Source organism: Lactiplantibacillus sp. B652, from assembly GCF_023806745.1.
GTDB lineage: Bacteria > Bacillota > Bacilli > Lactobacillales > Lactobacillaceae > Lactiplantibacillus > Lactiplantibacillus pentosus.
The window spans coordinates 159,503-175,562 of sequence record NZ_JAMSKY010000004.1; the positions used below are offsets into that span (position 1 = coordinate 159,503).

Annotated in this window: 14 protein-coding genes; 8 read left to right on the forward strand and 6 right to left on the reverse strand. The window is 46.5% G+C overall.

What is annotated here, in order from left to right:
* The first annotated feature begins 19 nt into the window (after window positions 1-19).
* Entirely contained in the window at window positions 20-1,189 is a 1,170-nt protein-coding gene (locus MZO40_RS17520) for a DUF6287 domain-containing protein (RefSeq protein ID WP_122217767.1), read from the forward strand.
* A gap of 149 nt (window positions 1,190-1,338) precedes the next feature.
* On the opposite strand, the gene MZO40_RS07225 is transcribed toward MZO40_RS17520, so the two are convergent.
* Window positions 1,339-2,241, reverse strand: coding sequence for an RluA family pseudouridine synthase (locus MZO40_RS07225; RefSeq protein ID WP_105961456.1), 903 nt, complete (start codon window positions 2,239-2,241; stop codon window positions 1,339-1,341).
* A 94-nt stretch (window positions 2,242-2,335) separates the two neighbouring features.
* Window positions 2,336-2,794, reverse strand: coding sequence for a universal stress protein (locus MZO40_RS07230; RefSeq protein ID WP_050339609.1), 459 nt, complete (start codon window positions 2,792-2,794; stop codon window positions 2,336-2,338).
* Between the two features lie 488 nt (window positions 2,795-3,282).
* On the opposite strand from MZO40_RS07230, the gene MZO40_RS07235 reads away from it, so the two are divergent.
* From MZO40_RS07235 to MZO40_RS07250, 4 genes are all read left to right on the forward strand, one after another.
* On the forward strand, window positions 3,283-5,643 hold the full coding sequence (locus MZO40_RS07235) for an SH3 domain-containing protein (RefSeq protein ID WP_105961457.1): 2,361 nt from the start codon (window positions 3,283-3,285) through the stop codon (window positions 5,641-5,643).
* A 537-nt stretch (window positions 5,644-6,180) separates the two neighbouring features.
* Window positions 6,181-7,194 carry a lipoate--protein ligase gene (locus MZO40_RS07240; RefSeq protein ID WP_101873085.1) on the forward strand — a complete coding sequence of 338 codons (1,014 nt, stop codon included), beginning with the start codon at window positions 6,181-6,183 and terminating at the stop codon, window positions 7,192-7,194.
* 13 nt (window positions 7,195-7,207) lie between these two features.
* Window positions 7,208-7,588: a hypothetical protein gene (locus MZO40_RS07245; protein ID WP_003639375.1), complete on the forward strand. Its 381-nt coding sequence runs from the start codon at window positions 7,208-7,210 to the stop codon at window positions 7,586-7,588.
* Between the two features lie 34 nt (window positions 7,589-7,622).
* On the forward strand, window positions 7,623-8,072 hold the full coding sequence (locus MZO40_RS07250; RefSeq protein ID WP_105961458.1) for a hypothetical protein: 450 nt from the start codon (window positions 7,623-7,625) through the stop codon (window positions 8,070-8,072).
* Between the two features lie 549 nt (window positions 8,073-8,621).
* Here the strand turns inward: MZO40_RS07250 and MZO40_RS07255 are convergent.
* From MZO40_RS07255 to MZO40_RS07270, 4 genes are all read right to left on the reverse strand, one after another.
* Window positions 8,622-9,548, reverse strand: coding sequence for a DMT family transporter (locus MZO40_RS07255; RefSeq protein ID WP_165860568.1), 927 nt, complete (start codon window positions 9,546-9,548; stop codon window positions 8,622-8,624).
* Between the two features lie 80 nt (window positions 9,549-9,628).
* On the reverse strand, window positions 9,629-10,117 hold the full coding sequence (locus MZO40_RS07260; protein WP_252133193.1) for a MerR family transcriptional regulator: 489 nt from the start codon (window positions 10,115-10,117) through the stop codon (window positions 9,629-9,631).
* Between the two features lie 265 nt (window positions 10,118-10,382).
* The gene (locus MZO40_RS07265; RefSeq protein WP_133305827.1) at window positions 10,383-11,102 is read right to left on the reverse strand and encodes a hypothetical protein; all 720 of its coding nucleotides are present in this window, start codon (window positions 11,100-11,102) and stop codon (window positions 10,383-10,385) included.
* 405 nt (window positions 11,103-11,507) lie between these two features.
* Complete coding sequence (locus MZO40_RS07270; RefSeq protein ID WP_050339600.1) at window positions 11,508-12,014, reverse strand: DUF2798 domain-containing protein; 507 nt, start codon at window positions 12,012-12,014, stop codon at window positions 11,508-11,510.
* Between the two features lie 228 nt (window positions 12,015-12,242).
* Here MZO40_RS07270 and MZO40_RS07275 point away from each other — a divergent pair, with 228 nt between their 5' ends.
* The 3 genes from MZO40_RS07275 to MZO40_RS07285 all read left to right on the forward strand — a co-directional run bounded on the left by MZO40_RS07275 (window position 12,243) and on the right by MZO40_RS07285 (window position 15,531).
* Entirely contained in the window at window positions 12,243-14,087 is a 1,845-nt protein-coding gene (locus tag MZO40_RS07275) for a hypothetical protein (RefSeq protein ID WP_133305826.1), read from the forward strand.
* A 263-nt stretch (window positions 14,088-14,350) separates the two neighbouring features.
* Window positions 14,351-14,995, forward strand: a complete 645-nt coding sequence (locus MZO40_RS07280; protein ID WP_105961463.1) for a hypothetical protein — start codon at window positions 14,351-14,353, stop codon at window positions 14,993-14,995.
* Between the two features lie 227 nt (window positions 14,996-15,222).
* Window positions 15,223-15,531: a hypothetical protein gene (locus MZO40_RS07285; RefSeq protein ID WP_225367222.1), complete on the forward strand. Its 309-nt coding sequence runs from the start codon at window positions 15,223-15,225 to the stop codon at window positions 15,529-15,531.
* Window positions 15,532-16,060: the final 529 nt, after the last annotated feature.

Genomic DNA, 16,060 nt, shown 5'->3' on the forward strand with positions numbered 1-16,060 from the left:
AAAAGGGGGGCAACCGGTCGTGAAAAAAAGGGCAACAATCAGTATTGGTGTCATGCTACTGTTATTCATGAGTGGCTGTGGTAATTCACAGCAGACCACGAAAGCATCAAAGTCGGCGAAGAAAAGCAGCATTAGTGTCGTAAGAGTCAAGTCTAAGGTATTCACTGATAAGACATCGAAAACCAGTGAGACAAAACATGCGACGAGTACGTCAGCAAGTGCTAGTACGCGTTCATCAGTGAAATCTGGTTCAGCGAGATCTCAGCCGCGTGTGAATACCACGATGAATCTCAGTGAAATTCGTCAGGGGTTTTATGGCAGTTTACTGGGTGAATGGAAAGAAGTTGCGACTAGTGTCAATAAACATAACGGCAAGGGTAATGTCTGGGAAGGACCAAGGTCAGATGCAAAATTGACGGTGACAGATACGAAAATCAGTGATGGTGAAATGGCTTTGGTACGTGGTCAGTTTGAAGATCCACGTGGTGACCAAGAGGCGTATAATACTAACGCTGGGAGGCAGGAACATGGCGCGCTGAGTATTGATGGTGATATCGGTGCAGCGGCAGTAACTTATTGCTTTTATCCTAAGGGGGTCGCACTAAGTGGATGGGGTGATAAAGTGCCGACAACCATTAAGACGGATACTGAGCGAATCATAACGCGCACAAGTAATAATTCTTATGTAAAAGTTTTTGAACGACAAACGACCGCTACGGATGCAGGGCATCTTAAATCAACGATGGCGCTTAACCGGATTAAAACTGGTGATTATTCCAGCCTTAACGGTACCTGGCAGAACGGACAAGGCAATCAAATCAAGGTTCACAATCAGCAGATGAAATTCAGCGACTTTGGATTGATGCATCGTGCAACTCCGGGGACGATTACGAAGCTCAAAATGGATGTGCCGTCACTAGATGATTCCAAAGGAAGTCCCAAGTTGGTTGATGGATTGAAATATCACCAACAACTAACGCAAAAAACGGAACAGGGTGTCAGCATGCTTGGAAGCTACTTTTCAGTTTCAGGTTCATCAGGTGGCCTTTATGATGTGGTATTCATGCCAGCCGGGGAAAATGCTGATTTAAACAATGGTGATGGTAGTCGGGACCGCATTGCGGCGTTTGCAACGCAGAATGAGCCGAAAAATGTTTCGAACAATAAGATTTATTATCGCGTGAATTAATTGGTATATGCTAGCGTGGTTAACGTGAATAATACTGAACCATCAAAAAAGGAAGCTCGGGCTTCCTTTTTTGATTTGAAATGAATATTTTTATGAAGATTGTCAGCCAAACTAGCCACAGTAATTTGACTGAGCCCGAATCCAAGCAGTTAATAACGGTCAATCAAACGTGGCTGCTCAAATAATTCAGGCAATGGTGCCGGTACTAGCACCCGCGTGGTACTAAATGGCAGTTGCAAATCCAGTAATTGTGCGTGCAGCATCAAACGGGGCGCTGACTCAGCCTGTGAATCATAAAGCGGATCTCCGATAATGGGGTGGCCGCTAGCAGCGAGGTGGACCCGTAGCTGATGGGTGCGGCCAGTATGCAGGGTCAGTTTGACTAAGCTCTGCTGGTCAGTTTTCTCGCACACTTCATAGTCTGTGAGTGCGGGTTGAGCGTCGTCAGTATTAACCCACCGCTTACGTTTGTCAGTGATATCATGTCCGATGGGGGCCGTGAATTGACCAGTTGTTGTGGCAAAATGACCACGAACCCAAGCATAATACGTCCGTCGAATTTGTTTTTCACTGATGAGCCGGTCCAGGATCGGAACCACGACGGGATTCAAGGCGACTAGCATTGCGCCAGAGGTCATTTGATCTAATCGGTGAACCATGTATGGTGCTTGCTGAGTGGGCTGGAGTGCGGCGGCTAGGTCGTTTAAAACCGAGCCGGTCTCACCAGGCTGATTCGGATGCGACTTGATGCCCGCGGCTTTATTGACGACCAATAAATCAGTTGACTGATATAAGATATCGACAGGGTTAGTCGCAACCGCCAGATAGTTAGACGTTGGCGTCCGGAAGTCGCTGGGAATAAACGTCAACGTGAGCTGGTCCCCAGTTTGCACGGTTTTGGCAATTGTGGTGGGCTGACCATTGAGTTGAATGCGGCGGGTTTGCCGTAGTTGGCCCTGAATACGCTTAGGAATGAGCCACGACCGCAGACAAGTACGGATCGTTTGTTGATTTAAAATTGGCGGAATGCTGAGATCATAAGTCCACGTCAAAGGTCGTCTACTCCTGTTCTTTAAAAGTGATTGGCGTCGGGAAAATTAGTGGCAAATAAAAAGTCTGGAGCGCATCCAGACTTTTTATATTGCTTTATTCTTCGGTGTCCGTTGGCTTAACGATTAAAACGTCGCAGATCGCGTTGCGACTAACGTAAGTCGTTACCGACCCAACCATTAACCGTTCAACTGCAGAAAGCCCTGTCGAACCAATCATGATCAATTCATTGTGATGGTCAGCTGGAAATTCGCGTGCGATAACCGTCTTCGGATTACCAAAACGAACGTGGATGTCAACGTCCGTCACGCCAGCGTCAATCGTCTGTTGCTTGAGTTCTTCCAAACGCTTTTGAACGTCTTCAGATAGCTTGTAGATGACGTCACCACTGACCGCACCGCCGTACGTATCACTGAATTGGTTAACTTCCAACACATTTAAAATGTCGAGATGCGTCTTGTTACGCTTAGCGACTTCGATGCCCCGACGAAGAACTTCATCGGTAGCCTTGGAGCCATCAACTGGTACCAAGATATTTTGATATTGTTGTAACATAATGGTTACCCCCGTTTGATATGGCTAGTTAATAACTACATTTTATCATTAAATTTGATACATGTAAGCAATTTAAATCGATTGATTAATGCCTCGATTTCAGTTAGTAAGGATAATTATATTAATAGATCTGGAAAACGGCAAATTTTTTCACGACGCAACAATTTTAAATTCAAACTCGTTTGCAGTCTGTTTAATGGCATAATCAGGGACTGCTGATAAATTTCAATGCTGGGGTACGGCTAAAATGCAGTATTGGCAATAGTTTCAGCAGATTGTTGATTGACTCAATGGTAAGCGAAAGTTAACTAGTTCCGGTTTCAAAATGATAACGGTATCAATGGTTTGCTATTAATAAAATAATTGAAAGCAAACTTGTTTGAAAGTGACTGGTCGACATGCTAATATTACTTTGTAACAGCAGGTATCAACGGGGATACATTCAGTTGTATTGACGACTAACTCACGGAAAGTTCGGGGAAATCAAATTGAAAATAGGAATGACGAAAAAAGTAGTAACCTCATTATTATTGAGTACCGCTTTATTACCAATGTTAAGTGGTAAGGCGGATACGACAGCGACGGCCACCAAGCCATCTTCTGCAACCAAGGAGAGTGGTGCGACCTCCACTGCCAGCAAGCAAGTGACGCTGAGTGCGGGGAGCCAGACGGATACGGCAGCGACGAGTAGTGAGACGCAATCAGCATCCACTGCCAGCCAGGCTACTGAAAGCACGACAACGACTTCAGCAGCATCGAAGTCGGATGCAGCGGCTACCAGTGCGACCAGCCGGGTAACTGTGCGGGCGGCAAGTGCAGCAACCAGTCAGTCCGCTAAAGCTGACAGTACAGACCAGCAAAGCTCGTCATCGGAAGCAGCCAAGCAGGATGAGACTGCGGCCAGTGCAACGGCGGCTTCAACGACAAGTGCGGTCGACAAGTTAGATGAAACGGCTAAAGCAAGTGTGGCAACCAGTCAAGATAGCCAAGCGACAAGCGACCACGCCAATTCGGCAGTGACCAGCTCAGCTGCTAAATCAGCTGCTTCGGCGGATTCTGCAGCCAAATCAGCAGAAGCGAAATCCGCAGAAACCAAACCAGCGGCTGAACAGGCGACGCCAAAAGCCACGCCACAAGTTGAGACGGCCAAAGTTGCGGCTACGATTCAATCGCCAGCTGTGGCAGCACGGGCAACGCGGGCACTTACCAGCCAAGAAATCTTCTTAAGTCAGATTAAAGCGGGTGCGGTCTCTGGTTGGAATAAGTATCAAGTCTTACCATCCGTAACCGCCGCCCAAGCCATTCTCGAAAGTGGTTGGGGCCGGTCACAATTAGCCACTGCCGGTAATAATTTGTTTGGTATCAAGGGGAGTTATCAAGGACAATCGATTTACTTCCCAACTCAGGAATGGAACGGTTCACAATACATCACGATTCAAGATGCGTTCCGGAAATATCCGAACTGGTCAGCTAGTGTTGAAGACCACGGCGCCTTCTTAGTGGAGAACCCACGTTACAGTAATTTACTGGGTGTCACGGACTATCGCCGCGTTGCGAGCCTCTTACAACAAGATGGTTACGCGACCGCGCCAACCTATGCTAGCTCACTGATCAGCATCATTGAATATAACCAGTTACACCAGTGGGATCAAGAAGTTTTAAATGGTCAGACGAATACTGGTAATAACAATAATACTCAGACGCTACCTGACGAAAATGTGACGGTAACGAGTGGTACACATAAGTTCACCAAGACCACGACGATTCACAATTCACCTGACCAAAATAGTGCGTCAGTTGGCACGTATTATGCCGGTGAAACTGTCAACTATAATGGTAAATTGACGGTCAATAATGCCACTTGGCTACGTTACCAATCCTACTCAGGGGTCTCACGGTATGTCATGATCAGTCAAGCAACCAATAACAATAACAACAACCATGAGAATCAAGCTACGGTCACACCAGCTAGTGGTAGTTATAAGTTCACGGTCAAAACCAATATTCGCTCCGCAGCTAGCAAGTCGGCCACGGTCGTTGGCACTTACAATGCCGGTGAGACGGTTTACTACAACGGTAAGGTAACTACTGGCGGTACGACTTGGCTGCGGTACCTGTCCTACTCTGGGGCCCAACATTACGTGGCCACGAGTGGCGATGAAGTTGCGCCAGTCAACAAGCCTAACGTCGTCGCAACCAGTGGGGCTTATCGTTTCACAAATACGACGGCCATCAAGAATGCGCCGGCCAATAACGCTGCCACGGTGGGGACGTATAACGCTGGCGACACCGTTTACTATAATGGTAAGGTGACGACTAACGGTGAGACTTGGTTACGTTACTTATCTTATTCTGGTGCCCAACACTACGTTCAAATCAGTGGTAATACCGGTGGCAACAGTGTTTCTAAGCCACAAGTGACGCCACAAAGCGGTAGCTACCGGTTCAACCATACGACAGCGATTAAGAACGCCCCAGCAGGTAATGCTGCCAATGTTGGGACTTACAATGCTGGCGAGACGGTGTACTATAACGCCAAGGTGACCGCTGATGGCCAAACTTGGTTGCGGTACTTGTCCTATTCTGGTGCGCAACACTACGTTGCCATTAGTGGGGCATCATCGTCATCGAACACGACGAGCACGCCAACTAATACCACTGGTGCGTTCCGATTTGTCACGACGACGAATATTCGGACGGCGCCAACAACTCGTGCAGGGATCGTTGGACAATATAATCCAGGTGAAACGGTCTACTATAACGGGACGGTACAATCAGAAGGCTATACCTGGTTACGGTACCTTAGTCGCTCTGGTGCGACCCACTATGTTGCAATGATCAAGAACTAAGCATTTGAGTTGTAACTGCTTTCAAGTGGTTCTATAATAGTGTTAGTGAAATGGATAGCGACTACGGCCGCTATTAAGTTTCGGCGACCTAGTTGGCTTCGGCTGACTAGGTCGTTTTTTTGGATTTCAAGACCGGTAGACGGAGATAACATTTATATACCCGGTTTGCAATCGCTTACATTCTATGCTATATTGGATTCATCGGAAGAATCACAGGTCAGTATCAAATCGTTACCCAATTGTTGTAACAAACCCGTCAAGTGATAGCTAGTGCAGTATAGCAGCGTTTCCGCTAATTTCGGATAACTGACTGACCCAACCTCCATCTATTGATGGCACGGTTAGCTCCACGGAGAACGGATTGCCGCCAATCAAACGTTCATGGATGTGGATAGTGAATCAGTCATCTTGTGGTGTGAAGAACGCCACGCTAAACTTTTTTGTATGATTCTTCCAAAAAATGGGCTCACATTGTGGGTCCTTTTTTCATCTTGCTGTATGATTAAAGTAACCTAAAGCTGAAGGAGATTTTAAACCATGTACTATGTCGCAATGAAAGATCATGAAATTGGCCGCAACCTGGCAACAGAACAGTATTTAATGAACAATGTAGATTTTGATGAACCATTGGTCTTGTTCTATTATGAGGAACCTTGCATTATCGTTGGGCGTAATCAAAATACGCTTGAAGAAATCAATGCAGATTATGTTCGTGAACATCATATTACCGTCACTCGTCGGTTATCTGGTGGTGGCGCTGTTTATCAGGACTTAGGCAATCTCTGTTTCAGCTTTGTGGTCGACAGTGATAGCCAAGAATTTGGTGACTTTAAGACGTTTACCAAGCCAATTATCGATGCACTGCACGATATGGGGGCAACGACGGCAACGGTCAGTGGTCGTAACGACTTACTCGTTGATGGCAAGAAGTTTTCTGGTAATGCCATGTATTCGCGGAATGGCAAGACTTTCTCACATGGGACGTTGATGTTGAATGTCGACTTAAACGTCGTGCCACAAGCATTAACCGTTCCAACTGATAAGATTGCATCCAAGGGCATCAAGTCGGTCCGGAGTCGGGTCACGAACTTACGGCCATATCTGGCACCAGAGTATCAAAATATCACGGTGCCAGAATTCCAAGACGCGTTATTGAAGGAATTATTCCACGTTGATTCACTCGATCAAATCGCCGATAAGGAATACCACGTGACACCAGAACAACAAAAAGCTATTGATAAAATTTACGAAGACTATTATGCTAATTGGGATTGGGTTTACGGCAAATCGCCTGAATTCTCAGTTAAACGGCGGCAACATTTTGATATGGGAACCATTGATGCCCGCATCAAAGTGGATGACGGCTTGATCAATAATATTAAATTTTACGGTGATTTCTTTGGTAGCGGTAACGTCCAAGATATCGAAGCAGCGCTGAACGGGGTGCGTTATGACCATGAAGCCATTGCGGACGCCCTAGCTGATATCGACTTAAACCAGTACTTCACTGGAATTGAACGGACTGCTATCATCGACTTAATTGCCCAGTAATAGGAGTGATTTGTTGAAACTGACTCGCTTAGTTGCATTTGCGTTTGTGTCCTTTTTTTGTTACGGTATCGTCAATTGGATGATGTCGACCAGCCATTTTCACTTGCAAGCCAAGCATATCTCGGTCGCAGAAATGTGGCAGGGCTTGCTGATTGCGCTCGTGTTGTACTTTTTAGGCGTCCTGGCGGTTTATATTAACCGGATGTTGGGCTTCTACGTGCTCGGACTAGTGGTGCTGATATACAGTCTTGGACTCATCAGTGCGCTGATGTCTGGCTATCAAAGTACGGCTGGAATGGAAATCAAGCTTTTGCTAGAGATTATGGGTGTGATTGGACTCGGAATCAACTTTTACACGTTGGTGCTACTCACACGTTGGCGACGAACAAATTAACGAAATTGACAAAATAAATGAGGGATCGAGTTTTATGCAACGAAACGTACAAACTTTTATCGATGATGTCACGGCCGAAAAGGTGACCCAGGCCAGTTTAACGGGGACCTATGACCAATTAACGGCGCAAGTTCAACCGTGGTTAGCAAAGTTGGTCGCAGCGGTGAAGCAAGACCAGCTGGCCCAAATCACCTTGACGACGACTCACGAGCCCGCGATTAGCTTTCGGCTTGAGACGAGTGTCATTAACCTGCCACTCGCAAACTTAACTGAAATTGGCAAGGTGACGGTTGCAGACGACACGATGCCAATCAATGTCTATATGATTGCCGAATCCGAAGTGCTCCAATCCGGCTTGCGGATCGATGAATTAGGCTCAGTTGATGATGTGCTGGCTGATCAGGCCAACGCCGAAAAGTTGTTGACGGACTGGTTGTCAGCGCAAGTCGACCGTTTGAATCAGATCACGGCGGTTGAAGATTAAACACAATCTTTACCTGCCAGTTACTGAATGTTTACAAACATGTGGTATTGTTAAAATTGATATTGGAGCCAAGCCAAAATCAAAATACCAATGGGAACGGTGGCGTCGATTGCTAGTCAATTGCACCACCGTTTTTTGCGGCTACCTTGCATTTTAGAGATTAAGATGTTATGGTTGTTCTTGCGATGAGTCGATAGAGTCAGATCGTTAGTAATAACGGTTCCGCGCGAGCGGCTAGTGACTAATATTGATAGCGGGGCACGTTTCTCTGACGTATTTCAGAGTGCTTGGGTCACTGACATTGTGGAGTGTCACCCCCGCTGGCTTTGCCAGTGCCGTGAATAGACGCGTGTTGACCATTTTCGGATGGCTGATACGCGCCTTTTTTTGTCCTTGTGAATCACGGCTAAAGCGATGAGTGATTGTAGCAAAATTGCTAGGCATTATGAGGGGATTCTCTCATTGACTTGTCAATATCGCAGCATTGTTTTTATACAAAAACGGATCTATCTCACTTTGAGATAGATCCGTCAATGATAATGGAAAGATTTATAAGAAATGAATTCCAATCACGCCTACTAACATCAGCAATAGGCCGACTAAGCGGGGAAGTTTGACCCGTTGTGCCTGGGCTTCGAACCAACCGAATTGTTCAATGATGGCACTGAACAGCAATTGGCCAAATAATGCAATCACGACCACTTGACCCGTCCCAATCTGAGGGACTAACCAGGCACTACCGAAAACATAGGCTGCACCTAAGAAGCCACCGATCCACATCCACCAGTAACTTCGACCAGCTTGAAGGGCGATTTGAAGTGGCTTAGTGGGTACCCGTAAGACGGCAATCAGTAACAGTAAGAGCACTGCGCCGACGGTAAACGAAACCATTGCAGCGTGGACGGATGACTGGAGAATCGTGCCTAGATGACCATTGATGGCTGCCTGAGTTGCAATTAGCATCCCAGCACCGATGCCAAGTAACCGCCACAGCCAGAGCCCTTTGACCGGATGTTCAGCGGTCGCATGATTAAAGCGGACGGTGGCGACCAGCATGCCTAAGGTGACTAATACTAATCCAATGACTTTAACAATCGTGAGCGGTTCGCGCGGTGAAGCAAACCAGCCAAATTGGTCGATAAGAATACCCATCACAATTTGGCCAAAAATCGGTAGTACCGCCGTTTGAATGCTACCAAGTCGTGGGAAGAGTAGCAAGTTGACCGTTAGACCAATGACGCCTAAAAGGCCACCAAGCCAGATCCACCACGGGTTGGTCGCAATTGTCGTCAGTGAGACGAACGGTGAGACGCCACTCAGTAAAGTGAGTACGATCAAGAATAGCGCACCGACGCTAAAGGAGACCGCTGAAGCTAAATAGGGAGACCCCACAAATTGACGTAATTTGGCATTGACCGCGGTCTGCATGGCCAGACCACCGCCCATTAAAATTGGAATTAAAGCTAGTAAGAACATCATTCATCACACTCCTATAACAGTTGATGAATCATAGCTTACTAGCTCAAGTAAACTTGAGGTCAAGTCTAAAGCCTAAATTAATTTTTGGAACCGTTCCCAAGTTCCTGAGCGGTGTGACCTGCTTGAAGTAATTCTTGATACTCACGATAAGTTTGCGGGTCGACTTGTTTGGAACCAGCCCGTAGATGAATCTTCTCTGTACCAGCTTCTTCGGCAGTTCGATAGTACCATTTCTTAAAACGCAAGTAGGCCAGCGAATTTTCGAGTTGGCTGATCTCGTCTTCGAGCGTCTGTTCATGTTTCGCCAAGAATTGATAGCGCTCGTGCAATGAATCGTCGCCGTCTAAGCGCCAGGAGACGAAGTGGGCAATATCCTTGATGGCCACGCCGGCTCGTTTTAAGTCCAAAATCATTTGTAATAGCTGAATATTATCGTCGGTAAACCGGCGCCGGCCAGCCTGGTCGCGTTTGACGAATGGCAGTAATCCCATCTCGTCATAATATCTAATCGTCGCAACTGAAAGTTCCATGCGCTCAGCCACCGCACCAATTCCGTATGTTTTCACCCTCGTGATACCTCCTTAATCGTTATCATTACCATACCATGATGTACGCGAAATTGGGGTCGATTTAGTTTCAAATTATCCCTGAATTACATGATGACAACTTGAAACGCAAGACGCCCCAATCAGCAGAAAATTTGACTGCTGGTCGGGGCGATTTGTGGTTAATCATTAAAAATTAGTTGCGGCACTGCAGGCAACTTGCATAAGGAGTGTCGCGCTTCTGTTCACAGCGTATGGCTTAAAATCAACGCATAGTACTTGAGCCTTAGCGCACGTTGTCGTCTGTATCTGGCTGAACCGCCGTAATTTGGTGACACCGCAGTTGATGCTGGGCATCCCATTTGACCGTCCAAATTTCTTGAAAGCGTTCAATGTAAGCTGAATCCTTGGCCTGTTGGTTGAACGTGGCACTTTTATTGGCATATCGGAAGTAGTCGCGGGCCTGCGCGGTGACTAAGATGTTGATAGCGCGACCCGGACCATTGTCGAGCTGGCGGAGTGAAATCAGGTGCAGTGAGTCAAGCTCGTTGAACTTGCGCTGGATCATAAAACCGATAATGATGCAGCGTTGATATTGATAATATCCTGGTCCCATCAAGCGGTGTAGCGACGTCAAATCATTACGCGTCCAGGCGGCTTCCACCTCATAGAACAGCGTTTCAAAGGCCGCTGCTAGGGTCGGCGGCAGGTCCGTTTGATTGGCGAGTAAGTTCTGGCGTCGACGTTGTAATAAGCGTTTAATAGCGATAACAGCGACTAGTAAGCCGAAACCGCCACCAGTTGCATTGTGCCGCCAACCAGTTATTATCCTGGGACGGTCAAATTCGCGGCGGTCATCATAATATTCGTCGCTGCTCGACCGATTCCAAGTCGACGTCGAGTCGCTGCCACCACCGCCGTAATTGCCACCTGCACGTGCTTGGACGTGGAGTGGTACCATTAATAAGCATAGGAATAAGCCCCCAAAGCTTAACCATTTTTTCAATATGTTTCACCCCAATTAAGTTCATTCAATTAGCATAGCATGGATTGTGGTTAAGAAAGTTAAGCTATTGGGGGTGGCTGGTGTGGTGGCTGGTATGACTGCTGAATAAATTATCGTGAAGTCGTTGGGGGTATCCTGAACTTGTCAGTGGAATTGGTGGCCATTGGCAGCAGGTTATTTCGGAAGTATTTAAAAGATGGTCGTATCCAGGCGTTGGCAGTGAAAGTTTGTCATTGTAGCTGTGGGATGTCCGCAACACGGTCATACCTGTGAGTCGCGTAGTTGAACCGTCATGCTGGACGGGCGAGGGAGTGACACCATTGGACGGGACGTTCAATTCAAAAAACGCGTGCTCAACTAGGATTTATCTCAGTCGGGCACGCGTTCAAGTGTTAAACGTGGTTATTAATCTTCTTCTTCTACCGTAGCTGCGGACTCAGTGTTCGCCGTTGCTTGTTGCATCTTTCCAAGCACAGCGCGGGCGATTGGGCCAACGATGAGCAGTTGGAGCGGAAGGGCAACGATCAAGTTAAAGATCCAAGTATGACCATAAGTTGCTAAGACGTGACCGCCAGCCAATTCACCTTCGACTGCGATGCCGAAGAAGGACATGCAAGTCACCATGCCCAGCACCATCAAGACGGAAATCGTAATTCCGATTAAGACGACCTTTTTACGCATGTAATCATTAATGATATATTTGAAAGCTAATCGTTTGGCAATTGGTCCCACGACCAATAAGTCTAACAGGATCGCAACGAATAAACCGAGTGGGTAGCCACTAAGGATTGCCATTACCAAGCCGCTACTAAAGCCTTGAGCGAGGGTAACGTTGTAGGCGGTCATGACAAAGACCATTAAGCCAGCCATGATGGCAGTGAAAACAACTTCTTCTTTTAAATTACGTGGCATTCTATTGACACACTCCTAATTTTAGTATCGGTTGATTACTATAGCATGCAAACTGGGCTTCACATAAGTAACAATTTGATGACAAATTATGAACCGGTTACATTTTGTAAGCAGAAAAAGGGATTTAGTGACAGATACTTGGTCTCATTAAGTACTAATTAGGACTGTACGGTATAATAGAACTATTAAATGAATGCGTCGTGACCGCGCAGCCATCAGTCAAGCCTGGTGAGTGTTAGTGATGGCGTGGACTCAGTTTTTGGAATCAAAAGATCAAAAAATAATGAAACGAGGGGTAACATGGCAACATTTAAATCAATTTGGGCTGGGTTTAAAGCATCCCCGGAATACCAGCCACTTAAGACACAATATGATCAGATGGATGGTGTCTCTGATATCATCGGCATGAACTGGGATAATTTAAGCGAAATGGTGGGTAGTCAGCTAGATACCGAGCTTTCTGATTATATCAGTAAGTCCCATGCTGATTGGACAGCAGCATCCATTGGCGCTTATTTGACTCAAGTTAAGCATGATGACGACATCGATGGCACGCAGTTCTTGGTGGAAGGACCGGTCGTCATCGGTGAACCGTACTGTACTTACTTAGCACGAACGAAACAAATTAATGCGAAGCCCGCTGACATTTCGAAGGTGATGGCGGAAATTAAAAAAGAGAATCCTGAAGCTGGCAGTCTTCCGAAGTTTTTATTGGCATTATTTTCGACACCAGTTGAGACTGAAGGATTTATGGATGATGACGACGACTCCGATGATGATGATTTCGACGATGTTGACTTTTGGGATAACCCCGACCTTGATTCCGATGATGACTTTGTGCCGAGTGTTGATTTGGGCCAGGATGGGTCATCCATGACTGAAGATGACTTTGATGATGATCCTAGTACCCGAGTTAATCGGGATCCAAAGTTGCCAATGTGGCAACCTAGCCGATTATTGAGAGTAAATCTTCAGTATTCGAGATTAATGAAAATCTACCAAGAGCGTCCAGAATGGCAGAACCGTCCCGAGGTGGTCACAGCCGACTTTATGCAAAATGTTGTTGAAACATTATTGGTGATTGGGTATAACCGTTATCGTAAATTGCCGCGAAGTTGGACCAAGCATATGTTGGTTGAGATTCTGACGGGTGATTTTGTTGCGGATCGTCTTTATAGTCAAGAAGAATATGCGGCGATTGGTCCAATGTTAACTGATTTGATTAGTATCGTAGGTTCCGAGCAGATGATGAAACCAAATAAGGTCGCTCAACTCCAACGGTATATTCATGAGGCTGCTGCAAAAATGGTTGAAGCAGCTAAGGATCCCAACAATTATTCGGTAGACAAGAAGATGATTCTGAAAATTCAAGCGGCTGGTGTTGACTTGAATGATGACGACAGTATCAACAATTATGTGACTGACCACAAGAATGACATCAGTAGTGAATATGAGAATGGCTTTCCAATCACGGCGGCAGTATTTGATGATCCAGAGCAACTGGCCAAGTTGATTGACTTTTACAGCCCTGATCAGGAAAGGGATTACCTGAATCCGGATGCGCATGTTGAGACTTTCGAGGGTCGGTCTTGGCATCGTAAGGATGCGATTAAGGCCCACCGCTTTGCTGTTGAACTGGGGTTTAGGGCCTATTTAGATCAACAGCAAAAGCATCCTGAAAATACAGCCCGCGTTTCTGATTATGTGGAGTCTTTTGAGTTTTACCTTGGCCGTGCATACGACTGCAACCTTCTACAGCCTGAAGAATTGACTACGGAAGCGCTTGAAGAGACCATGTCGCTTGAATACGGGCCTGGTTCAGTGGTTGATGGTGCTGAACAACAAAGGGTTGTACAACGAATACAGCTCGATGATATGGATAAATTGATTGTCATGGTGGATATGCTAGAAATGTATGCAACGCTTCCAAAGCAGCGTGCACAAGCTCTGCGACAAGTTGTCAGAGATGATAAACTGCGCTTGCACAAGAGGCTGGGGATGGATGCGACACCGGCATTCCGAAAAAAGAAGAAGCGTAAGCGGCCCAAAAAGAATCGGCGCAATAAACGTTAGGGGATAATTAGGGTACTCATTGAGGCAGTGCGTTTGTGAGATCTGTTGTGGGATGCAAGTCAATTGTGTGTCTGCTGTTTTCGTTAATCGCACATTTTTGCTGCAAGCGGCGGCATTTTCTGAATTCGAATTTTCTAACTGAACCCCAATTCTTATCGAAACATTAAATTTGCATCTAAAACAGGTAAACGTTGGTAAAGTGAGTCAACATAGCGTATGCTTTAGGTAGTATCAGACAATTAATCTTTGGGGAGTTGATTATCTTGAAAAAAGTGTTAGTTAGTACCGCAGTAATCGCCGCAATTGCAGCGCTTGGGGGTGGCTATTATTTGGAGGCCGACCACCAAACTAGTCAACAACGTGTTAGTGAAACGAAGACGGTCGTGTCAAAGAAGGCTGAAAAGTCGAGCAAGTCTGCGTCCTCGTCAGATGCTAAGACCGAGAAGTCAACCGCAACAAAATCGTCTTCAACAGCTGATGACTCTTCAACAACTGCGACTTCCGATAGTCGGAGCTCATCGACGACTGGGACGGATGCACAATCATCTACGGATTCCACGACGACCAGCAGTCAAGCAGCTAGTTCCGCAACCACGGGGACTAGCAAGCAATCGTCCTCATCAGCGACTAGTAGTACCGTTGCAACGCAACATTTAACGACTAGTCAGATCAACGATTGGGCTTGGCATCAAGTGGCAGCCCAGTATCAAGGGACAACTGCTAACAAGCAGAACTTTGTCTTCAACCAGTATCAACAGGGCGGACTCGTCTACGTTGAAGTTTATGAAAATCAAAACGCCGATGTCGCGCACTTAGCAGGCCGGTTCCGGGTTAATGCCAAGGGTCAACTTGAGCAGCAACAACTTGCCCAAGGGGACGTCTGGCAAGTCGTTTCGACACAACCTTAAGCCGTTCGACTGAAGTAGGCTAACAACGGTCAAGGAGATTCCTTCAGAAAATGATTCTGGAGGAGTCTTTTTGTATGGTCTTTTTTCATGGCCAGATGGCAGACGCGGGTATGGCTCGACCAGCGTTCTACTCACACTATGGCTACTACCAACTCAGCACCACGTGTAACCGCCTTCTTGCCCTCACATTCAAAATACGGCATACTAGAGGGAGGTTATAAAGGTTGGTGGATAAGTTGGCAAAAGAGAAACATGAGATTTATGATGAAAAGGATAAGCGGCTTGGACGCCTGATTCTTAAAATTATGGGGATTGTTGCCGTGGTGAGTGGTCTGATTGGGCCGTTTGTTTATGTGTGGAATGCTGACTGGGGCCGCGAGCTTGGAACATTAGCCGTGATTTGTAGTGGCTTGGTGCTCTGCTTGGGACCAAAGGGGCGAACAGCCGGAGGACAGTGGCTCGCGTTGTTGAAGACGTTGGGGCTAGCCGCTTTGATTTTGATTTATTTTGTGATTGTTTCAAAATTATTCGGATAAGTCGCTTTGGCGAACGTTTTTTTGCTCAGAAGTTAGTTTAGAAAATGTAAATCATGTCAGGAACTGCCGATGCTGGTGGTTCCTTTTTTGATAGCGTGGCACTCAAAGTTAACGATTTTCGGAACGATTTAGCTCGGTTGCTAACTTAATGATGATAATTCTCAGCAGCAGCTGCAGCTCGAATTGGGTTAAACCCGCTGGAAGTTACCCAAATACGATCGGTGCGCCAAAATTTTGAGCACGCCGACCAGTCGCTCCAGCCACATGACGTCAAGTTTTTGGGCGATTCCGCACGCGTTTCATAGGCCGGCTGGCGCAAAATTAGCCTTGCACTCACCTCATCATGAGAGTAAGATGAAAATATCATTAAATGACATGTTGATGAGAAGAGTAGTTAGTCTGCGCCTTTAACAGGGAGCCGTAGTGAGTGCAAAGCGGCAAGGTGGCGGCCTAATGAAGATGAACTCGGAATGCCCAGTAGCGGTCACAAGGCTGTGCTGGCGGGACTAGCCGTTATCCTAGTGAGTTG

Bases quoted from the DNA above. Each gene is read 5' to 3' on its own strand.
- MZO40_RS07255 (WP_165860568.1), bottom strand. From the start codon at position 9,548: ATGTTCTTACTAGCTTTAATTCCAATTTTAATGGGCGGTGGTCTGGCC.
- MZO40_RS07230 (WP_050339609.1), bottom strand. From the start codon at position 2,794: ATGTTACAACAATATCAAAATATCTTGGTACCAGTTGATGGCTCCAAG.
- MZO40_RS07250 (WP_105961458.1), top strand. From the start codon at position 7,623: ATGCAACGAAACGTACAAACTTTTATCGATGATGTCACGGCCGAAAAG.
- MZO40_RS07270 (WP_050339600.1), bottom strand. From the start codon at position 12,014: ATGCCACGTAATTTAAAAGAAGAAGTTGTTTTCACTGCCATCATGGCT.
- MZO40_RS07240 (WP_101873085.1), top strand. From the start codon at position 6,181: ATGTACTATGTCGCAATGAAAGATCATGAAATTGGCCGCAACCTGGCA.